The sequence below is a fragment of the Citricoccus sp. I39-566 genome (genome assembly GCF_031432995.1).
Classification (GTDB): domain Bacteria; phylum Actinomycetota; class Actinomycetes; order Actinomycetales; family Micrococcaceae; genus Citricoccus; species Citricoccus nitrophenolicus_A.
Genome location: NZ_CP133842.1, coordinates 3,368,926 through 3,389,176, shown reverse-complemented (window position 1 = coordinate 3,389,176; position 20,251 = coordinate 3,368,926). Strand labels below are relative to the sequence as shown.

Annotated in this window: 18 protein-coding genes; 12 read left to right on the top strand and 6 right to left on the bottom strand. The window is 73.0% G+C overall.

Going from position 1 to position 20,251, the window contains the following annotated elements:
* The first annotated feature begins 127 nt into the window (after positions 1-127).
* The 3 genes from RE421_RS15575 to RE421_RS15565 are packed head-to-tail and all read left to right on the top strand — an operon-like array spanning position 128 to position 5,340.
* Positions 128-1,528, top strand: a complete 1,401-nt coding sequence (locus RE421_RS15575) for an MFS transporter (protein ID WP_309812103.1) — start codon at positions 128-130, stop codon at positions 1,526-1,528.
* Positions 1,521-3,695 (top strand): molybdopterin oxidoreductase family protein, encoded by a 2,175-nt coding sequence (locus RE421_RS15570; RefSeq protein WP_309812099.1) that lies wholly within the window; start codon positions 1,521-1,523, stop codon positions 3,693-3,695. Before RE421_RS15575 ends, RE421_RS15570 begins: the two co-directional genes overlap by 8 nt.
* On the top strand, positions 3,685-5,340 hold the full coding sequence (locus RE421_RS15565; RefSeq protein WP_309812096.1) for an FAD-dependent oxidoreductase: 1,656 nt from the start codon (positions 3,685-3,687) through the stop codon (positions 5,338-5,340). The genes RE421_RS15570 and RE421_RS15565 overlap by 11 nt, the downstream gene beginning before the upstream one ends.
* On the opposite strand, the gene RE421_RS15560 is transcribed toward RE421_RS15565, so the two are convergent.
* The 3 genes from RE421_RS15560 to nirB are packed head-to-tail and all read right to left on the bottom strand — an operon-like array spanning position 5,312 to position 9,731.
* Positions 5,312-6,436, bottom strand: a complete 1,125-nt coding sequence (locus tag RE421_RS15560; RefSeq protein ID WP_309812094.1) for a uroporphyrinogen-III synthase — start codon at positions 6,434-6,436, stop codon at positions 5,312-5,314. The genes RE421_RS15565 and RE421_RS15560 overlap by 29 nt on opposite strands.
* The gene (cobA, locus tag RE421_RS15555; protein ID WP_309812092.1) at positions 6,433-7,185 is read right to left on the bottom strand and encodes a uroporphyrinogen-III C-methyltransferase; all 753 of its coding nucleotides are present in this window, start codon (positions 7,183-7,185) and stop codon (positions 6,433-6,435) included. Before cobA ends, RE421_RS15560 begins: the two co-directional genes overlap by 4 nt.
* Complete coding sequence (gene nirB / locus RE421_RS15550; RefSeq protein ID WP_396134529.1) at positions 7,185-9,731, bottom strand: nitrite reductase large subunit NirB; 2,547 nt, start codon at positions 9,729-9,731, stop codon at positions 7,185-7,187. The genes cobA and nirB overlap by 1 nt, the downstream gene beginning before the upstream one ends.
* 186 nt (positions 9,732-9,917) lie before the next feature.
* Here nirB and nirD point away from each other — a divergent pair, with 186 nt between their 5' ends.
* From nirD to RE421_RS15505, 9 genes are all read left to right on the top strand, one after another.
* The gene (nirD, locus tag RE421_RS15545; protein ID WP_309812084.1) at positions 9,918-10,316 is read left to right on the top strand and encodes a nitrite reductase small subunit NirD; all 399 of its coding nucleotides are present in this window, start codon (positions 9,918-9,920) and stop codon (positions 10,314-10,316) included.
* Positions 10,313-11,089: a CbiX/SirB N-terminal domain-containing protein gene (locus tag RE421_RS15540; protein WP_309812082.1), complete on the top strand. Its 777-nt coding sequence runs from the start codon at positions 10,313-10,315 to the stop codon at positions 11,087-11,089. Before nirD ends, RE421_RS15540 begins: the two co-directional genes overlap by 4 nt.
* A complete protein-coding gene (locus tag RE421_RS15535) occupies positions 11,038-11,259 on the top strand; it encodes a hypothetical protein (protein WP_309812079.1) in 222 nt (73 codons plus the stop codon). Before RE421_RS15540 ends, RE421_RS15535 begins: the two co-directional genes overlap by 52 nt.
* A gap of 117 nt (positions 11,260-11,376) precedes the next feature.
* On the top strand, positions 11,377-14,310 hold the full coding sequence (locus RE421_RS15530; protein ID WP_309812077.1) for an esterase-like activity of phytase family protein: 2,934 nt from the start codon (positions 11,377-11,379) through the stop codon (positions 14,308-14,310).
* Between the two features lie 133 nt (positions 14,311-14,443).
* Positions 14,444-14,890, top strand: a complete 447-nt coding sequence (locus RE421_RS15525) for a MaoC family dehydratase N-terminal domain-containing protein (RefSeq protein WP_309812074.1) — start codon at positions 14,444-14,446, stop codon at positions 14,888-14,890.
* A gap of 2 nt (positions 14,891-14,892) precedes the next feature.
* Positions 14,893-15,309, top strand: coding sequence for a MaoC family dehydratase (locus RE421_RS15520; RefSeq protein ID WP_309812071.1), 417 nt, complete (start codon positions 14,893-14,895; stop codon positions 15,307-15,309).
* On the top strand, positions 15,306-16,400 hold the full coding sequence (locus RE421_RS15515) for a UDP-N-acetylmuramate dehydrogenase (RefSeq protein WP_309812069.1): 1,095 nt from the start codon (positions 15,306-15,308) through the stop codon (positions 16,398-16,400). Before RE421_RS15520 ends, RE421_RS15515 begins: the two co-directional genes overlap by 4 nt.
* 82 nt (positions 16,401-16,482) lie before the next feature.
* Complete coding sequence (locus tag RE421_RS15510; protein WP_309812066.1) at positions 16,483-17,298, top strand: SGNH/GDSL hydrolase family protein; 816 nt, start codon at positions 16,483-16,485, stop codon at positions 17,296-17,298.
* A gap of 89 nt (positions 17,299-17,387) precedes the next feature.
* Positions 17,388-18,341, top strand: coding sequence for an NAD(P)/FAD-dependent oxidoreductase (locus RE421_RS15505; protein ID WP_309812064.1), 954 nt, complete (start codon positions 17,388-17,390; stop codon positions 18,339-18,341).
* A gap of 4 nt (positions 18,342-18,345) precedes the next feature.
* Here RE421_RS15505 and asd read toward each other — a convergent pair whose 3' ends face one another.
* Genes asd through RE421_RS15490 form a run of 3 tightly spaced genes read right to left on the bottom strand, consistent with a single transcriptional unit; the run spans position 18,346 to position 20,226 of the window.
* Positions 18,346-19,521 (bottom strand): aspartate-semialdehyde dehydrogenase, encoded by a 1,176-nt coding sequence (gene asd / locus RE421_RS15500; RefSeq protein WP_309812062.1) that lies wholly within the window; start codon positions 19,519-19,521, stop codon positions 18,346-18,348.
* A 10-nt stretch (positions 19,522-19,531) separates the two neighbouring features.
* Positions 19,532-19,741: an NF038396 family protein gene (locus tag RE421_RS15495; protein ID WP_309812058.1), complete on the bottom strand. Its 210-nt coding sequence runs from the start codon at positions 19,739-19,741 to the stop codon at positions 19,532-19,534.
* 5 nt (positions 19,742-19,746) lie between these two features.
* Positions 19,747-20,226: a dihydrofolate reductase gene (locus RE421_RS15490; protein ID WP_309812055.1), complete on the bottom strand. Its 480-nt coding sequence runs from the start codon at positions 20,224-20,226 to the stop codon at positions 19,747-19,749.
* Between the last annotated feature and the right edge of the window lie 25 nt (positions 20,227-20,251).

Genomic DNA, 20,251 nt, shown 5'->3' with positions numbered 1-20,251 from the left:
TTTTCGTTCTCACCCGCCGTGCGGGCCGCGGTGAGGAATCCTTTCCCTCGGCGAAACCCCCGGCGCCGGCCGCGGAAACACCCCCTTGGCATCGTGGCGGTCAACCGCGAGCCGAGAGGAACCCGCCATGGCCCTGACCGCACCCCCAGCCTCCACCAAGCACCCCACCGCCGCGCAGCCCACCGACCGACTCGTCATCGGACCGGGCCGCTGGGTCTCGAACTGGCGGCCGGAGGACCCGGACTTCTGGCGGGGCCCCGGCCGTCCTGCGGCCCGCCGGAACCTCTACTGGTCCGTGTTCTGCGAGTTCCTCGGCTTCGCCGTCTGGCAGCTGTGGTCCGTCACCGTGGTCTTCCTGCCCGCGGCCGGGTTCGACCTCACGACCTCCCAGCAGTTCTGGCTGGTCTCCCTGCCCCCGCTCGTCGGGGCCGTGCTGCGGGTGCCCTACAGCTTCACCGTGGCCCTGTTCGGCGGCCGCAACTGGACCGTCATCTCCGCGCTGCTGCTGCTGATCCCGACGGCGGCCCTCGCCCTCGCGCTCTCGAACCCCGCCACCCCGACGTGGGTGCTCTTCGCGGTGGCCGCCACCGCGGGCCTCGGCGGGGGCAACTTCGCCAGCTCCATGGCCAACATCACCTTCTTCTTCCCGGCCCGCGAGAAGGGGGCCGCCCTCGGGCTCAATGCGGCGGGCGGCAACGTCGGCGTGGCGGTGGCCCAGTTCCTCGTCCCGCTGGCGGTGACGGTGCTGGCCTTCGGCACGTTCGGCCCGAACCTGCCGATGGCCGGGCTGATCTGGATCCCCCTGATCCTGCTGGCGGCCTGGGGCGCACACCGGTACATGCACAACCTCTCGCACGCCCGCAACGACCTGTCCGGCTCGCTCTCGGCCCTGCGAGAGCCCCACCTGTGGCTGATCGCGGTGATCTACGTGGGCACCTTCGGCTCCTTCATGGGGTTCGGCTCTGTGTTCCCCACCCTCATCTCCCTCATGTTCCCGGCCTTCTCGAGCCTCGAACTCTGGGGCGCCGCCATCTCCATGGCCTTCCTGGGTCCCCTGGTGGGCTCCCTGGCCCGGCCGCTCGGAGGGTCACTGGCGGACCGCCACGGCGGGGCACGCGTGACCCTGGCCTGCTTCGTGGCCATGGCCGCGGTCACCGCCGCCGTGGTCCTCACCCTGCCGTGGCATCAGTTCTGGCTGTATCTCGGGCTGTTCCTGGTCCTGTTCACGCTGACCGGCGTCGCCAACGGGTCCAGCTACCGGATGATCCCCGTGGTGTTCCGGCTGACCGTGAAGGCCGGGGACCCGGTGGGCCACGAACGCAAGTCCTCCGCCGCCCTCGGGCTGATCGGGGCCGTGGGCGGCTTCGGCGGCTTCATGATCCCCCAGGTGCTGCGGGCCTCACAGGAGGCCAGTGGGTCCTTCGACGCCGCCTTCTGGGGCCTCGCCGTGGCCTACCTGCTGCTGGCCGTCTTCACCTTCGCCGTCTACCGGCGGCCCGGTTCGAGGCTGGCCCGCGCCCATGTCTGAGACCCGGACCCACTGCCCCTACTGCGCGCTGCAGTGCGCCATGACGCTGACGGCGCACGACGCCGGCCCGCTCGGCTCCGCGCCCGCCGTCACCGTCGCCGGTGCCTCCTTCCCCACCAGCGGCGGCCGGCTGTGCCGCAAGGGGGCCACGGCCGCGCAGCTGCTGGGGGAGCGGCCCGACCGGCTCACGGCCCCGCTGGTCCGGGACCACCGGGACGCCGACCTCCGCGAGACCTCCTGGGACGAGGCCCTGGACCGGGTGGTCTCCCGCATCACCGCCCTGCAGCGCCGGCACGGGCCGGACGCCATCGGGGTCTTCGGCTCGGGCTCGCTGACGAACGAGAAGGCCTACAGCCTGGGCAAGTTCGCCCGGACGGCCCTGCGCACCTCCCGGATCGACTACAACGGCCGCTTCTGCATGGCCTCCGCCGCCCGGGCCGCCACCGAGGTTCTCGGACTGGACCGGGGGCTGCCCTTCCCGCTGACGGACCTGGATGCCGCCTGCACGGTGCTGCTGCTGGGCTCCAACGTGGCGGACACCATGCCCCCGTTCGTGCAGCACCTGGAGAAGGCCCGCGGCCTCGGCGGACTGATCGTGGTGGATCCCCGCCGCTCGGCCACCGCCCACCTCACCGACGACGGCGCCGGCCACCACCTCGCCCCCGCCCCGGGCGGAGACCTGCCCCTGCTGCTGTCCGTCGCGCACGTGCTGCTGGCCGAGTCCCTGGTGGACGAGGACTACCTGTCCCGGCGGACGACGGGTCTCGGGGCCTTCCGCCGCAGCGTGGGCGAGTGGTGGCCGGAACGGGCCCAGGCCGTCTCCGGGGTCTCGGCGGCCCGCATCCGCTGGCTGGCCAGGCACCTGGCCGCGGCGGCCCGCGCATCGAAGGCCGGCGGGGACCCCGTCTTCATCCTCACGGGCCGGGGCGTGGAGCAGCACCGGGACGGCACGGACACCGCGAAGGCGGCCATCAGCCTGGCCCTGCTGCTCGGGCTGCCGGGCACCCGCCACGGCGGCTACGGCACGATCACCGGACAGGGCAACGGCCAGGGCGGCCGGGAGATGGGTCAGAAGGCGGACCAGCTGCCGGGGCTGCGCTCCATCACCGACCCCGCCGACCGCGAGACCGTCGCCCGCCGGTGGGGCACCACCGCGGATGCCCTGCCCGGCGCCGGGCTGCCCGCCACCCAGCTGCTGCACACCCTCGGCACGGACCGCGGCGTCAAGGCCCTGCTGGTGCACGGGGCCAACGTGGTGGTCTCCGCCCCGGACGTCCGGCACGTGGAGCGGGGCCTGCGGGCGCTCGACCTGCTCGTGGTCTGCGACGTCTTCCTCTCCGAGACGGCCGCGATGGCGGACGTGGTGCTGCCCGTGCTGCAGTGGGCCGAGGAGGACGGCACCCTGACCAACCTCGAGGGCCGCATCCTGCGCCGACGCCGGGCCGTCACCGGGCCGGCCGGGGCGCGGTCCGAACTCTGGATCCTGGCCGAGCTGGCCCGCCGGCTGGACAGTCCCGTGCCGCTGGCCGAGGAGCCGGAGGAGGTCTTCGCGGAGATCCGCCGGGTCACCGCCGGCAGCCGGGCGGACTACTCCGGACTGGACTGGGAGCGCTGCGCCGACGTGGCGCCGTACTGGCCGCTGACGCAGACACGGGGCACTGAACCCAGCACCGAGCTGAGCACCACCGGGGAGCCGGTCATCGGCACCCCGCGCCTCTTCGCCGAGCGCTTCGGCCACGCGGATGGCAGGGCCCACCTGGGCCCGATCACGGCCCGCCCGGCCCAGCCCGCCTCCGCCCACGGACTCACCCTGACCACCGGACGGCTCATGGAGCACTACCAGTCGGGCACCCAGACCCGCCGGGTGCGGGAGCTGCTGGCCGTCCACCCCGAGGCCACCGTCAGCGTCCATCCGGCCACCGCGGCCGAGCGGGGACTCGAGGACGGTGCTCGGGCCGAGCTGCGCAGCGCCACCGGGACCCTGCGGGCCCGGGTGGTCCTGGACGCCGGCCTGCGCACGGACACCGTGTTCATGCCCTTCCACTTCGGGGGGACCGGGGCGGCCAACCGGCTCACGGCCGGACTGCTGGATCCGCTCAGCCAGATGCCCGAGTTCAAGAGCACTCCCGTGGACCTGCACCCCGTCTCGGCGGCCGATGATGAGTAGCCGGCCGCTGCGGATCGTCGTCGTCGGCGGTGGACCGGTCGCCGCCCGGCTCGTGCAGGAGCTCCAGCCGGCCCTGCAGGCCGGTGCGGCGCGGGTGACCGTGCTGGGGGAGGAACCGATCCCGGCCTACCAGCGGATCCGGCTGGGCGACGTCGCCAGCGGGCGCGTCGACGGCTCCGCACTGGCCATGTTCGACCCGGCCCAGGTGGACGCGGCCCAGGGGGATTCGGCCCAGGTGGACCCGGCCCACGCCGGACGGGCCGGCGTCGAGATCCGGTGCGGGGCCGGCGTCGTGGCCCTGGACCGGGACCGGCAGACCGTGTCGCTCGCCGAGGGCTCGGGTCCCGCCACCGAGATCGGCTACGACCGGCTCGTCCTGGCCACGGGGGCCAGCGCGGTCATCCCGGACTTCCCCGTCTCCGGGACCGTGGGCCGGGGCATCTCCGTGGCCGCCACGGCGGACAGCCGGCCGGAGGGCGTCATCGCCCTGCGGCAGATGCACGAGGCCCGCCGGCTGCACGAGGCCGTGCGCGCGCACGAACCCGTGGTGGTGCTCGGCGGCGGGGTGCTGGGCGTGGAGGCCGCCCTGGCGCTCGCCGAGGTCGGTGCGGAGGTCAGCCTGCTGCACCGCGGCCCGGTGCCGCTGGGCCGGCAGCTGGATGTGGATTCCGGCCGGCTGCTGCACCGGCAGCTCGTGGACGCGGGCGTCCAGGTCAGGCCGGACTGCGGGATCCAGGAGCTCGTGGTGGCCGCCCGCGCCGAGGACCGCGCCACGGACCGCGACGGCGTCCCGCACCTCATCGGGATCCGCACCACGCAGGGGCGCCGGATCCCGGCGAGCCTGCTCGTGGCCTGCACCGGGATCCGGCCACGGGACGAGCTGGCGGCCGCCGCCGGTCTGGACACCCTGCCCCGGGGCGGGATCGTCGTGGACCGGCACGGGCGGTGCCCGGAGGATCCGGCGGTCTTCGCCATCGGCGACTGCGCTGCCTCGCTGGGTGCCCGGCCGAGCGGGCTGATCGGCCCCGGCTGGGACCAGGCGCGGGCCGTCGCCGCGGTCCTGTGCGGCGAGGCCCTGTGCGGAGAGGCCCCGGGCTCCGTGGAGCTCGACGCCGCCGGTCGCCCCGTGCCGGTCCCGTCCCCGCCACCGCCGGGCCACCGGCTGGACCCGATCATGGTGAAGTCCCACTCCCTGTCCGTGGCCTGCGCGGGGGACCCCACGGTGGACTCCGCGGCGGACCCCTGGGCCCCTGACGGCCCGCACGTCTCCACCTGGATGGACCCCGGGGCCGGACAGTACCTGCGCATCGTCACCGAGGGGGACCGGCTGCTGGGGTTCGTGGCCATCGGGCTGCCGCGGTCGGCGGCCGAGCTGTCCCGGCACGCGCTGACCGGGACGCTGCCGGTGGCGGACCGCTCGGCGCTGCTGGCCCTGGAGCACGCCGCCGGGGACCGTGACCTGGGCCCGGAGGACGTGCTCTGCCGGTGCTCCGGGGCCACCTGTGGCCAGGTCGAGGACGCCGCGGCGGACTGTTCCACCGTGGACGAGGTCGGGCGTCGCTGCGGGGCCGGGACGGGATGCGGGACGTGCCGCGGGCGGATCGAGGAACTGGTGGCTAGACGGCCAGTCGGTAGCCCCGCTTGACCACGGTGGTCACCAGGCCCGGGACCGGCAGGTGCCGGCGCAGCCGCCACACCAGCATCTCCAGGGCATGCTCGGACTCGCAGTGGCGCAGGGCCGCCAGCAGGTGCTGGCGGGACAGCACGGCGCCGCGCGCGTCCACCAGTTCACGCAGCAGGGCGAGCGGACCCGGGGGGAGCCGCACCGGTTCGTCCGCGTGCCGCGTCAGGTGGACCTGCGCGCCGCGGATCTCGAGGGGTCCGAGCCGGGTGTCCAGTCGCAGGACCTGCTGTTGCTCCAGGTGGTCGCACACCAGGCGGATCATGGCCCCGAGCCGCCACCGGGCGGGGATCAGCGGCTGCAGCCCGGCCTCGTGCAGCGGCCCGGCGGTGACCTTCCCGACGACGGCGGTCGCCACCTCCGTGCGCAGCGCCTCGAGCAGGCGGTCCAGCCGGCCGTACTGCTGGGCCACGGCCAGGAAGGCCTCGACCGCGGGAGCCGCCGTGAAGGTGAGCACCTCGAGCTGGCGCTCGATCACGGCGTCCATCATCCGTAGCAGGGCCGAGTCCTCCGCGGGCCGCGCCCACGTGTAGGGCATCACTGTCAGCACGCGGGCGCCGGCCTGCTCCAGCCGCCCGACCTGCTGGTGGTCCAGCATCCCGTGCAGCTGGAACGCCACGGTCCGTCCATGCAGGTTCCGGGCCAGCAGCAGGTCCACGAGGGAGGCGGTGCGCTCGTCCTCGGGCGCCCCGGTGTCCTGGAGCCCGGCGGCCAGGACCGCTCCGCGCGCCTTGGGGCCACGGACCAGGATGGCGGAGGCCGCCAGGGCCCGGTGCAGGTCGGTCCCGAGCCCGTAGGCGTCGGCGGCCTCCACCCAGCGGCGCATCCCGTAGGCCGTGGTGATCACGGTGTAGTCCGGCAGGGCGGCGATGACCCGGCGCGTATCCCGGTGCAGGGTCACGGACTCGGTCAGCGGGGCGATCCGCAGCGCCGGGGCGTGCATCACCTCGGCGCCGCGGCGTTCGAAGGCCGAGATCAGGTCCTCGCTGCGCCGGTCGGAGGTCACGCCGATGCGGAATCCGGCGAGCGTCTGCGGCAGGTGATGGCTGACGGTGCTCATGCGCTCTGCACCAGGTCACGCAGGCGTTGTTCCGCGCCCGGGGCCAGGCGCACCACCTCGCCGATCACCAGCACGGCGGGGGAGGCGATGCCCGCCATGGCGGAGGCCAGCAGGATCCGGCCCAGCGGGGCGATGCACACCCGCTGCTCGGGGGTGCAGCCGCGCTCCACGAGGCCCGCCGGGGTCTCCGGGGACATGCCGTGCCGGACCAGCCCGGCCGCGGTGTGCCCGAGGGTGCCCATGCCCATCAGCACCACCGTGGTGCCGCCCAGGTGCGCCAGCGCGGCCAGCGCCCGCTCACTGAGCGGGTCGTGGCCGGTGATCACGGTGAAGGACGTGCTCAGCCCGCGGGCCGTCACGGGGATCCCCGCGGCGGCGGGCGCCGAGACCGCCGAGGTGATCCCGGGGACCACGCTCACCTCGATCCCGGCGTCCCGGCAGGCCGAGACCTCCTCGCTGCCCCGGCCGAAGACGAAGGGATCGCCGCCCTTGAGCCGCACCACCCGCAGCCCGGACCGCGCCGAGGCCACGAGCAGCCGGTTGATCTCCTCCTGCGGCACCCGGTGGTGACCCGGCCGCTTGCCGACGTCCACGAGGCGGGCCCGGGGGGCCCAGGCGGCCAGTTCGTCGGTGGGGGCCAGCCGGTCGTAGTACACGACGTCGGCCTGGTCCAGCAGGCGCAGGGCCCGCACCGTCATGAGGTCGGCGGCGCCGGGGCCGCCGCCGATGAGGGCCACGCTGCCGGGCATCAGAGCTCACCCCGCAGCGGGATCCGCGGTCCGGCGACCACGGGACGGCCGCGATCCGGCCCGTCCGGGCCGGGGCCCTCCACCTCCGGCGCGTTCACGAAGCCGCGGAACCGGCGCAGCCGCTCCGGGTCCTCGAGGGTCGCGGCCCATTCGTCCCGGTAGGTCAGCTGGTGCTCGGCGACGACCTGTTCCAGGTCCGCGGCGATCCCCAGGGAGTCCTTGACCACCACGTCGTGCACGTGGTCGATCCCGCCGTCCAGCTCCTCCATCCACCGGGCGGTGCGCTGGAGCCGCTCGGCGGTGCGGATGTAGTAGACCACGTAGCGGTCGATGTACCGCAGCAGGGTCTCGTCGTCCAGGTCCTTGGCCAGCAGCTGGGCGTGGGCCGGGGTGGCGCCGCCGTTGCCGCCCACGTACAGGTTCCAGCCCTCCGGGGTGGCGATGACCCCGACGTCCTTGCCGCGGGCCTCGGCGCACTCGCGGGCGCAGCCGGAGACCCCGAACTTCATCTTGTGGGGGCTGCGCAGCCCCCGGAACCGTTCCTCCAGGGTGATGGCCATGGCCACGGAGTCCTGCACGCCGAAGCGGCACCACGTGGACCCCACGCAGGACTTCACGTTGCGCAGCGCCTTGCCGTAGGCCTGGCCGGACTCGAAGCCGGCGGCCACCAGCCGGGCCCAGATCGCGGGCAGCTGCTCCAGGCGGGCCCCGAACAGGTCGATCCGCTGGGCGCCGGTGATCTTGGTGTAGAGCCCGTACTCCTGCGCCACCTCCGCGATCACGGCGAGCTTGGCCGGGGTGATCTCGCCGGCGGGGATGCGGGGGACCACCGAGTAGGTGCCGTCCTTCTGCATGTTCGCCAGGGCGCGGTCGTTGGTGTCCTGCAGGCCTCCGCGGTCCGCCCCCAGGATGTACTCCCCGTGCAGGGTGGCCAGGACGGAGGCGACCACCGGCTTGCAGAGGTCGCAGCCGAGGTTGACCCGGGGATCGGCGGGGGTGCCGAAGCGGGAGATGATCTGGCTGAACGTGGTCAGCCGGGTGCTGCGGACGGCCTCGAACATCTCGGACCGGGACAGGGCGAAGTGCTCACACAGTGCCGTGGAGACCTCCATTCCCAGCTCGGCCATCTGCTGCTCCATGACCTTCTGGGCCGCCGGCAGGCAGGAGCCGCACTGGGTGCCGACGCCGGTGCACGCCTTGAGCGCCCCCAGGTCGGGGCAGCCCTCGCACACGGCCCGGCGCAGGGCGCCCGCGCTGACGTCCCGGCAGGAGCAGATCTGGGCGTCGTCCGGCAGGTCCAGGTCCACGGGCGAGCCTCCGCCGGCCGCGGACAGGAACGCCCCGGCCTCACCGGGCAGCTCGCGGCCCAGCAGCGGACGGAGGGAAGGGTACGGGGAGGCGTCGCCCACGAAGATCCCGCCGAGCAGGGTCCGGGCGTCCTCGGAGACCACCAGCTTCTGGTACACGCCCCCGGTGGGGTCCGCGTAGACCACCTCGAGGGCTCCGGGGGAGCGGGCCAAGCCGTCTCCGAAGCTGGCGACGTCCAGCCCGGAGAGCTTGAGCTTGGCCGCCGTGTCGAAGCCGGGGAACGTCCCGGTGCCGCCACACAGGCGGTCCGCCACCACCTCGGCCATCGTGTTCGCCGGTGCCACGAGGCCCATGCACTCGCCCCGGTGGCTCGCCACCTCGCCGATTGCCCACACGTGCGGGACGGAGGTGGCGCAGGAGTCGTCGATCGCGAAGCCGCCCCGCGGGCCGGGCTCCAGGATCCCGGCCCCGAGCTCGTCCCGGGGCGTGATGCCGGTGGCCGCGACCACCAGGTCCACCTCGAGGTCCGCGCCGGAGCCGAAGCGCAGCAGCCGCCCCTCCAGCGCGGTCGGGCGCTCGCCGAGCCGCAACGCGTAGCCCTGCCTGTCCAGCAGCCGGTTCAGGGTCCGTCCGCCGAACTCGTCCAGCTGGGCGTTCATCACCCAGGGCCGGGAGTGGACCACGGTGACGTCGGCGCCGAGGACCCGCAGGCCGCCGGCGGCCTCCAGTCCCAGCAGCCCGCCGCCGATCACGGCGGCCCGTGGCGTGCGTCCGAGCGTGGCCGTCAGCTCCGCCACGTGATCGCGCAGCCGGTCGACGTCGTCGATGGTCCGGTAGACCACCATGTCCTGTGCGCCGGGGATGTCCGGCCGGGCGGCATCGCTGCCGGTGGCCAGCACCAGCTCGTCCCACGCGTGGGTGGAGCCATCGCCGGCGCCATCCACCGCAGTCAGGGTCCGTGCCGCGGGATCGATGCCGGTGACCCGGCAGCCGGTGTGCAGCTCGAGGCGCGTGTCCTCGGCGGGCAGAAGACCCAGGGGCAGCGCGTCCTGAGGGTCCGTGAAGCGCCGGGACAGGGCCACCCGGTCATAGGGGGCCCACGGCTCCTCGGTGAACAGGGAGATCCGCACCTCCTCGCGGCGGGCCAGCAGGGCCTCCACCAGTCGGTGGGCGGCCGGTCCGCCGCCCACCACGGCGATCCTCTGCCCGCCGGGCCGTTCGTCAGCGCTCATCGTCATGGAGTCCATCCCCTTGCCTCGTAGGCCACCCACGCTAGGATCGGGCCGTTTCCCGGCCGTGTCACCGGTGTAACGCCCTGATGACGTGGCCCTCACCGGGGCTGCCGGCGCCGGCGAGAGGACAACGTTGCACGGGCGAAACATCCCCGGACCGCCACGGAAACACCCCGTGCCTATCGTGGTGCCATGACCCTCACAGCACCTTTTGAACTGGCGGCCTCTACCGCTCCCGCCGCCACCGCCGCCACCGCCGCAGCGGACGCCGCCTGGCAGCCGGTCTGCCCGCTCGACGTGCTCGAGCCGCTCTGGGCGGAGGCCGCCCTCGTCCACGGGGAGCAGGTGGCGCTGGTCCGCCTGCCCTCGGACGAGGTCCTGGCGGTCTCCCACCGGGATCCGCAGTCGGAGGCCTACGTGATGGCCCGCGGCATCGTCGGCTCCCGGAACGGGATCCCCACGCTCGCGTCCCCGTTGCACAAGCAGGTCTACGAGCTGTCGACCGGTCGGTGCCTCACCGACCCGGACCTGCGGATCCGGACCTTCCCGGTGCGCGTCAGGGACCGGGTCGTGGAGGTCCTCGCCGCATGACCGGCAGTGCCGGCCTCCCCGCCCTGCCCATCCTCGTCGCCGTCTCGCACGGCACCGCGGATCCGGCCGGTCAGGGCCGCATCGCCGCGCTCGCGGAGGCCGTGGCCAGCCGGACCGCCGCGGAGGTCCGGCTGGCCCACGTGGACGTCCAGTCGCCGCGGGTGGGGGAGGTGTTGGCGAGCCTGCCGGAGAACCGGCCGGCCGTCGTCGTGCCCGTGCTGTTGTCCGCGGGCTATCACGTCCGGGTGGACCTGGCCGAGGCCGCCGCCGGCCGCAGCCCCGTGGCGTCCGCGCTGGGACCGGACGAGCGCCTCGTGGACCTCCTGGTGCGCCGCACGCTGGAGGCCGGATTCGTCCGCGGCCACCACCGGGTGGTGCTGGCCGCGGCCGGATCCACCGACGCCGGCGCCGTCGCCGATTGCCGGACGGTCGCGTCCCGCCTCGCCCACCGGCTGGGCACGCCGGTGTCTGACGCGTACCTCTCGGCCGCGCACCCCACCGTGACGGCCGCCGTCGGATCCGTCGGAGGCGAGTCCCCGGGACGGCCGGTCATCGTGGTGAGCTACCTGCTGGCCCCGGGATACTTCCAGGCGCGGCTGGTGGCCGAGGCCGACCTGGCCGGGGCCGAGACCACCTCCGCCCCGCTGCTGGGCGCCCAGGGCCCCGTGCCCGCGGAACTGGCGGAGCTCGTGGTGGCGCGCTTCGCGGCTACCGTAGAGGGGTGTTCAATCCCTGGGACAACGGCTCGAGGCCGTACCGCATCACCCTGCTGACCGGCACGGGACTCCTCCTGCTCGGCATCGTCCTGGCCGTGATCGGCGGCGCCCTGACCCTGCTGTCGATCCAGTGGACGGCCATCGGGCTGATCGGCCTCGGTCTCGTGACGCACCTCGCGGCGCAGGTCCTGCGCGCGCGGGACGCCCAGCGGCGGCACCGCCGCTGACGTCACCGCCCGGTGGCCCGGAGTTCACCCGGGCGCCTTCCGGCGGACACCGAAGTCGGGGAGGGGCGGGCTTGGATGGGGAGGTCCCCACTCCATCCTCGGAAGGTATCCCTCGCCATGAGTACCCACCGCCGCCTGTCCGGTGCCGTCGCACTGGGCCTCTCCACGGCCCTGACCGGCGCCTTCGCCGCCCCGGTCCTCGCAGTACCGGCTGTCCCGGCCGCACCCGCCGTTCCCGCCGGCGAGGCCGCCGACGGCCAGGCGTTCCACCGTCTCGCCACGCTTCCCGCCTACGAGAACCAGCTCGCCGCCGACGAGGAAGCGGACCGGTCCGCCGCCACCGTCGCCGAGATCTCCACCGTCACCGCGGACGGCAACACCGTGATCCACACCGACGCCGAGGCCGGGGGCATCGGCTTCGTGGACATCACCGACCCGGAGAACCCGGCGGCGGACGGCTTCAAGCCCACCGATGGCTCCCCGACCTCCGTGTACGCCACCGAGGCCTTCATCATCGTGGTCACGGACCAGACCGAGGACTTCGAGCACCCGGTCGGCAAGGTCGAGTTCTGGGACCCGGAGACCCGCGAGCTGATCCACGGCGTGGAGCTGAAGGGCCAGCCCGACTCGATCGACGTCTCCCCGGACGGCTCCACCGCCCTGATCGCCATGGAGAACCAGCGCGATGAGGACCGCGAGGACGTGGACGGCGGCCTGCCGCAGCTGCCCGCCGGCGAGCTGGCCGTGATCGACCTGTCCGGTGAGGACATCACGTCCCTGGACGCGGACGCCATCCTCTACACGGACCTGACCGGGCTCGACGGCCTGGACACTCCTCAGGACCCGGAGCCGGAGTACGTGAAGTTCTCCCCGGACGGCACCAGGGCCGCCCTGACCCTGCAGGAGAACAACGGCGTGGTGGTCTTCGACGCCGAGGGGACCGTCCTCGACCACTTCTCGGCCGGTGCGGTCTCGGTGGACGGCATCGACGCCACCGAGGACGGCAACCTGTCCCTGACCGACTCGATCACGGACACCGTGCGCGAGCCGGACGCCATCGGCTGGATCGGCAACGACCACGTGGCCACCGCCAACGAGGGCGACTGGAAGGGCGGCAGCCGCGGCTGGACCGTCTTCAACGCCGATCCGGGGTCCGAGGACTTCGGCAGCGTGGTGTGGGACGCCGGCAACACCTTCGAGAACCTCGCCCACCGCTACGGCCAGTTCCCCGAGCACCGCTCCGAGAACAAGGGCTCCGAGCCCGAGGGCCTGACCGTGGAGACCTACGGGGACACCACGTACGCCTTCGTCGGCTCCGAGCGCGGCAACTTCGTGGCCGTGTACAACGTCAACGACCCGGCCAACCCGGTCTTCACCCAGCTGATGCCCTCCACCAATGGCCCCGAGGGCCTTCTGGCCATCCCGGAGCGCAACCTCATGATCGTCTCCTCCGAGGAGGACGACGCCGAGGTGGGCGTCCGCGCCACCGTCCAGGTGTACCGCCTGGGCGAGGGGCCGGCGGCCGTGCCGACCCTGAAGTCCGCGGACGCGGACGGTGCCCCGGCCGGCCAGCCGATCACCTGGTCCGCCCTGGGCGCCCTCTCCGCCGTGCCCGGCGAGGCGGATCAGCTCTACGCCGCCCCGGACAACTTCCTGTCCCCGTCCCGCATCTACACGGTGGACACCACCACCGGCAACGACGGCGGCCCGGCCACCATCACCTCCGAGCTCACCCTGGAGAAGGGGTACGATGTCGAAGGCCTCTGGGCCGATGCGGACGGCACCTTCTGGCTGGCCGTCGAGGGCACCGCGATCACCGACGGGGAGGTCGGCTCCGAGGGCAACCGGTTGGTCCACGTGGACGCGGAGGGCCAGGAACTCGCCTCGATCGACCTGCCCGCCGAGATCGCCGCGGGCCTGAGGGGCCAGGGCCTCGAGGGCGTCACCGGGTACGGCAGCGGCGAGGACGTGGTGCTCTACGCCGCGCTCCAGCGTGAGGCGGCCGGCGAGGACTTCGCCCGCATCGCCAAGTTCACCCCCGCCGCCCAGGACGGTGCAGGCGCATGGGAGTGGTTCGGCTACGAGCTCGAGCCCACGGACGTGGAGGGCGACTGGATCGGCCTGAGCGAGATCACCGCGGTGGACGAGGACAGCCTCGCCCTCATCGAGCGGGACAAGCTCAACGGCCCGGACGCCGCCCTGAAGAAGGTCTTCACGGTGGACGTCCCGGCCTCCGGCGCCGCCACCGACGCCCCCGCGGAGGAGGTCGAGGTCCTCGAGAAGACCGAGGCCATCGACGTGCTGCCCGAGCTGCGGACGCTCAACGGCTGGACCCAGGAGAAGCTCGAGGGCCTGGCCATCGCCGGCAACGGCAACGTCTACGCCGTCACGGACAACGACGGGGTGGAGGACGCCACGGGCGAGACCGTGTTCCTCAACCTGGGCGCGGCCGCGGACGTCTTCGCCGACTCCGGTCAGCCGGGTGGGCCGGAGCCGGTGGAGGACTTCGCGGACAACCAGCCGGGGTCGGTGTACTACGCCCCGGTGCGGTGGATGCAGTCCGCGGGCGTGACCACCGGCTACGCCGACGGCACCTACCGCAAGGGCTCGGAGATCACCCGCGGGGAGTCCGTGGCCTTCCTGCAGCGCTACCTGGCCCCGGGCTACAGCGCGGACCCGGCCGTGGCCGTGTTCCCGGACGTGCCGGTGGGCGCACCGCACTTCACCCCGATCGCCTGGGCCGCCGACGAGGCCAACCAGGTGACCACCGGGTACGCGGATGACACCTTCCGTCCGGGCCATGACGTGACCCGCTCGGAGTTCGTGACGTTCCTGTACCGGGCCGCCGGCCCGGAGGACTACACGGCTCCGGCCGAGTCCGCGTTCGAGGACGTGCCGGCCACTGGCACCCACTACGAGGCGATCTCCTGGGCCGCCTCCGAGGGCCTGGTCAACGGGTACACGGACGGGCTCTACAAGCCCTACGACCCGATCAACCGCGGCGAGGTCGCCAAGGTCATGTACCAGTACGACCTCACCACGACCGACTGACCACCGGTACCTCAACCCCTCAGGCACAGAGTGACCACACCCCCACCAATGTGGCGGGGTGGGGTCACTCTGCGCCTGACCGGCAGCCGGTAGTCTGGAGGATGATCCCACCACCGACTTCAGGAGGACCGCCGTGGGCGTGAACCCGGACCTGCAGGGGCGGAGCTACCCGCCCACCGAGCCCTACGTCATCGGCCGGGAGAAGATCCGTGAGTTCGCCGCGGCCGTGCAGGCCACGCACCCCGCCCACGCGGACCTGGCCGCCGCCCGGCAGCTCGGGTACGCCGACCTCGTGGCTCCGCCCACCTTCCTGGTGACCCTCGCGCAGCAGGCCGAGGCCGCCGTCGTGTCCGACCCGGAGGCCGGCATCGACTTCTCCCGCGTGGTCCACGCGGACGAGCGCTTCACGCATCACCGCCCGGCCGTGGCCGGGGACGAGCTGATCGGCACCACCACCGTGGAGTCGGTGAAGTCCCTGGGCGGGCACACCATGGTCACCACCGCCACCGAGATCGCCACCACCGGCGGCGAGGCCGTCAGCACCGTGCGGTCCACCCTGCTGGTCCGCGGAGAGGAATGATCATGGCTGAGTACACCAAGGGCGACTCGATCGGCTCCGCCACCCTCACCCTGACCCGCGCCGACCTCGTGCGCTATGCCGGGGCCTCGGGCGACTTCAACCCCATCCACTGGTCCGAGTCCACGGCCCGGCAGGTGGACCTGCCCGGCGTGATCGCGCACGGCATGCTGACCATGGGCGCCGCCGTCCAGCTCGTCACCGACTGGTGCGGGGACCCCGGCGCCATCCTGGACTACCAGACGCGCTTCACCGCCATGGTCCCGGTGGACGAGGCCGAGGGCGCCGAGCTGACGGTCTCCGGGAAGGTCGGGGCGGTGAACGACGACGCCGGCACGGTCCGGGTCGACCTGACCGTCACCGATCCGCGGCACGGGGACGCGAAGATCCTGACGAAGGCGCAGGCTGTGGTCCGGGCGTGAACGCCCCGGTGCGGCTCGCCGAGCACACCACCAGCCGCGTGGGCGGTCCGGCCGCCGACTGGATCGACGCGCGCTCGGCCTCGGAGGCCGTCCAGGCGCTCCGCTCCCTGGACGCCTCCGGGGTCCCCGTCCTCGTCCTCGGCGGCGGGTCCAACACCCTGATGGCCGACGCCGGCTTCCCCGGTACCGTGGTCCGGCTCGCCTTCTCCGGGGTCGAGCTGGTGGAGGAGTCCGGCTCCACCGTCCGGGTCCGGATGGCCGCGGGCCAGGACTGGGACGAGGCCGTGGCCTTCACGGTCGCGCAGGGGCTGACCGGCCTCGAGGCGCTCTCCGGGATCCCGGGGTCGGCCGGGGCCACCCCGGTGCAGAACGTGGGCGCCTACGGCGCGGACGTGTCCCACACCCTGACCTCCGTGCAGGCCTGGGACCGGGCGGCCGGGGACCTCGTGACGCTCACCGCGGCGGAGCTGGGCTTCGGCTACCGGGACTCGGTGATCAAGCGCAGCCTGAACGCCGCGGATGACACGACCCCGCGCTGGGTGGTGCTCAGCGTCGACTTCACCCTCCACCGCTCCGGCAGCACCGCCCCGGTCCGCTTCGCGCAGCTGGCCCACGCCCTGGGGGTGGACGAGGGGGAGGCAGCGCCCTTGGAGACAGTCCGCCACCACGTGCTGCGCCTGCGGGCGGGCAAGGGCATGGTGCTGGACGCCGAGGACCATGACACGTGGTCTACGGGATCCTTCTTCACCAACCCGATCGTCCCCGCCTCCGTGCGCGCCCGCCTGCCCGCGGACGCCCCGGCCTATGGCGCAGGCCAGGACGAGGACGGCCATGACCTGGTCAAGCTGTCGGCCGCCTGGCTGATCGACCGCGCGGGTTTCTCGAAGGGCTTCGGGCTGGGACCGGACGAGCACGGCATCGCCGGGGCCCGCGCGTCGTTGTCCACCAAGCACACGCTCGCGGTGACGAACCGGGGTTCGGCGCGCACCGCGGACCTGCTGGCCGTCGCCCGCACGGTGCGGGACGGCGTCGAGGCCCGGTGGGGCGTGCGCCTGCACCCCGAGCCGGTGCTGGTGGGCTGCGCGCTCTGACGGATTCCGTTGGGCCACGCTTTCCGTGGCCGTCACCGGCCCGTCACCGGCCTGAACGGTGCCGTCTCTAGCGTCATCCCCCATGGGTGGATTGTTTGTGGCCATCGGAGACTCCTTCACCGAAGGCGTGGGGGACTGGGACACCCGGCACCCCAACGGAGTGCGCGGCTGGGCGGACCGGGTGGCCAAACAGCTGTCCAAGGCGGACCCGGACATCCGCTACGCCAATCTGGCGATCCGCAGCCGGCGCCTCGCCGGGGTGGTGGAGGGGCAGATCGAGCCGGCGCTGGCGATGGACCCGGACCTCGTCAGCTTCTATGCGGGCGGCAACGACCTGCTCGAGGTCCGCAAGGACCTGGGCCCCGTCCTGGCGACGTACACCCGCGCGGTGGAGCGGCTCGCGACCTCGGGGGCGCGGGTGCTGCTCTTCACGGGGTTCGACATCCCGCTGCACCCCGTCCTGGAGCCCTTCAAGCGCCGGAACTGGGCGTTCAACGATCACGTGCGCTCCCTCGCCCGCCGATATCCGGAGTCCGTGACGCTCGTGGACTACTGGACGTGGGACGCCTACCGGGACCGCCGCATGTGGGACATCGACAAGCTCCACATGAACCGAGCCGGGCACCGCTACATGGCCATCCAGGTCCTCAACATCCTGGGAGTCCGGCACCAGCTGGAGTTCGAGCCCTTCGGGCCCAGCGAGCGGGTGGGGCCCATCCAGTCCGTCAGCCGGGACGTGGAGTGGCTGCGCCAGTGGGTGCTGCCCATGTTCGGCCGCCGGATCCGGGGGATCACGCTCGGCGACGAGCTGCAGCCCAAATGGCCCGAGCCCATCCTGCCCGCGGACGGCCTGAAGAAGATGTACCGCAAGCGGCGCAGGCTGCTCGCCGCCGACTGACGGCCCGCCAAGGGTGCATCCACAAGGGGTGTATTTGCTGTTCGGCAAGAATGTTTGCCAACTCTAGGTGGTCCCTGAAGAATGAGGTCATGACCTCAACACACGATTCCTCAGCACCCTCTGAACTCGACGTCCTCGTCGCCGGCGGAGGCGCCGCCGGACTCGCCGCGGCGGTGACCCTCGCGCGGTCGCGGCGCTCCGTCACCGTGGTGGATTCCGGCCGCCCCCGCAATGCCCCGGCCGAGGGCGTCCACGCCCTACTGGGCCGCGAGGGCATCAGCCCCGCCGATCTGCTCGCCGCCGGGCGCCTCGAGGTCGCCGGCTACGGGGGAGAGGTCCTGGACGGGGAGGTCACGGCGGTCCGCCGCCTGGGGGACGGCCGCTTCGAGGCTGTCTTGACCGGCGGCGCCATGCTCACCGCCCGCCGGCTGCTCATCGCCACGGGGTTGACGGACGAGCTGCCGGACGTCCCCGGACTCGCCGAGCACTGGGGTCGCAGTGCCATCCACTGCCCCTACTGCCACGGCTGGGAGGTCCGGGACCGCTCCATCCTGGTCCTGGGCACGTCCCCGAACTCGGTGCACCAGGCCATGCTGTTCAGCCAGCTCAGCGCGGACATGACGTTCCTGGAGGAGACCGGGCGCGGGCCCGGGCTGGAGGCGGACCAGACCCGGATGCTGGCCGCCCGCGGCATCCCGGTGGTCACGGGGGAGGTGGCCGGCGTCGAGTCGGGTGTCCAGGACGGCGAGTCCCGGCTGACCGGCATGCGCCTGGCGGGCGGCGAGCTGCTACCCGCCGAGGTCGTCGTCGTGGCCACCAGGATGCTCGCGAACACCGCCGTCTTCGAACCGCTCGGCCTGCGCACCGAGGAGAACCCGATGGGCCGATTCCTCACCGTGGACGCCTTCGGCCGCACCAGCGTGCCCGGCGTTTCGGCCGCCGGCAACGCCTCGGACCTCTCCGCCCAGGTCGGCGCGGCCGCGGCCGCTGGCACCATGGCGGGCGCCCAGCTCAACGCGGAGCTGGTCATGGAGGGGCTCTAGCGGATCAGAGGTTCCCGGTGGCGATCGCCAGCATGCGGCGCACGGGCTCGGCAGCGCCCCACAGCAGCTGGTCGCCCACCGTGAAGGCGGAGAGGTATTCGGGGCCCATCTCCATCTTGCGCAGGCGGCCCACCGGGATGGTCATGGCGCCGGAGGCAGAGATCGGGGTCAGGTTCGCCATCGAGGCCTCCTTGGTGTTGGGCACCACGGTGGCCCACTCGTTGTCGGAGGCGATGATCTGCTCGATCTCGTCCAGCGGCACGTCCTGCGTGAGCTTCAGGGTCAGCGCCTGGGAGTGCGAGCGCAGGGTGCCGATCCGCACGCAGAGGGAGTCGAAGGGGATCCGCTGGGCGGCGGAGTGGCCGAGGATCTTGTTGGTCTCGTCCCCGGCCTTCTGCTCCTCCTTGGACATGCCGTTGCCGAGGTCCGCGTCGATCCAGGGGATGAGGGATCCGGCCAGCGGCATGCCGAACTGGGAGGCATCCAGGGAGCCGTCGCGCTGGGCGGCGGTGACCTTGCGGTCGATCTCGAGGATGGCGGAGGCCGGGTCCGCGAGCTCGTCCGCCACCACGCCGTGGAGGTCGCCGAACTGGGTGAGCAGCTCGCGCATGTGGCGGGCGCCGCCGCCGGAGGCCGCCTGGTAGGTCATGGCGGTGCCCCACTCCACGAGACCGGCCTTGAAGAGTCCGCCCAGGCCCATGAGCATGCAGGAGACGGTGCAGTTGCCGCCCACGAACTCCTTGACGCCGTTCGCCAGGCCGGCGTCGATGACGTTCCGGTTGACCGGGTCCAGCACGATGATCGAGGAGTCCTGCATGCGCAGGGTGGAGGCGGCGTCGATCCAGATGCCGTCCCAGCCGGCGGCGCGCAGCCTCGGGTAGACGTCCTTCGTGTAGTCCCCGCCCTGGGTGGTCAGGATGACGGGCAGCTTCGCCAGCGTCTCGAGGTCGTAGGCGTCCTGCAGCAGTCCGGCCTCGCCCCGCATCCCCTCGAAGGTGGGGGCGGGTCGGCCGGCGGCCGAGGTGGAGAAGAACACCGGGTTCAGGCGGCCGAAGTCGCCCTCCTCGGCCATCCGCTGCATGAGCACCGAGCCGACCATGCCGCGCCAGCCGATGAGTCCCACGGTGGGGTTGGCGGCGGTCTCGGGGGTGGGCAGAGTTGCTGAATCAGGGGAAAGCATGTGGGCAAGTCTACGGGCCCTCGGGGTCTGAGGTCAGTGACCTGCGCTTCATGAGGGCCCACAACCCGCCGACAATGAACACCTGGGTGAGCACCACGAGGAAGACGACGCCCATCACCACGTTGTCCGTGAAGATCATGACCAGGCCCATCACGGCGGTGACCAGTCCCAGGATCGGGCACGCGATGAACGCGATGAAGGTCAGGGTGGTCTTGTTCATCAGGCTCATGGTCTCTCCCAGCGTTCGAAGCGGTAGCCGTCGTGTTCCTGGACGGCGGTCCGGGTCCACTGGCCGTCCAGGGCGGGGGCGTGGGTGTCTCCGGGGACATCGGTGTCGATCACGGTGATCTCGGCCAGCGTGGCCACGTCGAGCGCCTGCTCGTACAGCGTCGCCCCGCCGATCACCCAGATCAGGTCCAGCCCGTCCGCCTCGCCCGCGGCCTCGAGGGCCTCCTGGAAACCGGGCACGACGACGGCCCCCGCCTCCCGCATGGACCGCGCCGTCTCCTGGCGCCGGGACACCACGATGTTGGTGCGCTCCGGCAGGGGGCGGAACTGCTCCGGGAAGGAGTCCCAGGTGCGCCGCCCCATGATGACGGGGTGGCCCCGGGTGATCTCCTTGAAGTGGGCGAGGTCCTCGGGCAGGTGCCACGGCATGGTCCCGTCGGCTCCGATCACGCGGTCCGGGGTCTGTGCCCAGATCATGCCGATGCGCGAGGGGGTGCTCTCA

Bases quoted from the DNA above. Each gene is read 5' to 3' on its own strand.
- RE421_RS15575 (WP_309812103.1), top strand. From the start codon at position 128: ATGGCCCTGACCGCACCCCCAGCCTCCACCAAGCACCCCACCGCCGCG.
- RE421_RS15570 (WP_309812099.1), top strand. From the start codon at position 1,521: ATGTCTGAGACCCGGACCCACTGCCCCTACTGCGCGCTGCAGTGCGCC.
- RE421_RS15565 (WP_309812096.1), top strand. From the start codon at position 3,685: ATGATGAGTAGCCGGCCGCTGCGGATCGTCGTCGTCGGCGGTGGACCG.
- RE421_RS15560 (WP_309812094.1), bottom strand. From the start codon at position 6,436: ATGAGCACCGTCAGCCATCACCTGCCGCAGACGCTCGCCGGATTCCGC.
- cobA (WP_309812092.1), bottom strand. From the start codon at position 7,185: ATGCCCGGCAGCGTGGCCCTCATCGGCGGCGGCCCCGGCGCCGCCGAC.
- nirB (WP_396134529.1), bottom strand. From the start codon at position 9,731: ATGACGATGAGCGCTGACGAACGGCCCGGCGGGCAGAGGATCGCCGTG.
- nirD (WP_309812084.1), top strand. From the start codon at position 9,918: ATGACCCTCACAGCACCTTTTGAACTGGCGGCCTCTACCGCTCCCGCC.
- RE421_RS15540 (WP_309812082.1), top strand. From the start codon at position 10,313: ATGACCGGCAGTGCCGGCCTCCCCGCCCTGCCCATCCTCGTCGCCGTC.
- RE421_RS15530 (WP_309812077.1), top strand. From the start codon at position 11,377: ATGAGTACCCACCGCCGCCTGTCCGGTGCCGTCGCACTGGGCCTCTCC.
- RE421_RS15520 (WP_309812071.1), top strand. From the start codon at position 14,893: ATGGCTGAGTACACCAAGGGCGACTCGATCGGCTCCGCCACCCTCACC.
- RE421_RS15510 (WP_309812066.1), top strand. From the start codon at position 16,483: ATGGGTGGATTGTTTGTGGCCATCGGAGACTCCTTCACCGAAGGCGTG.
- RE421_RS15505 (WP_309812064.1), top strand. From the start codon at position 17,388: ATGACCTCAACACACGATTCCTCAGCACCCTCTGAACTCGACGTCCTC.
- asd (WP_309812062.1), bottom strand. From the start codon at position 19,521: ATGCTTTCCCCTGATTCAGCAACTCTGCCCACCCCCGAGACCGCCGCC.
- RE421_RS15495 (WP_309812058.1), bottom strand. From the start codon at position 19,741: ATGAACAAGACCACCCTGACCTTCATCGCGTTCATCGCGTGCCCGATC.
- RE421_RS15490 (WP_309812055.1), bottom strand. From the start codon at position 20,226: ATGATCTGGGCACAGACCCCGGACCGCGTGATCGGAGCCGACGGGACC.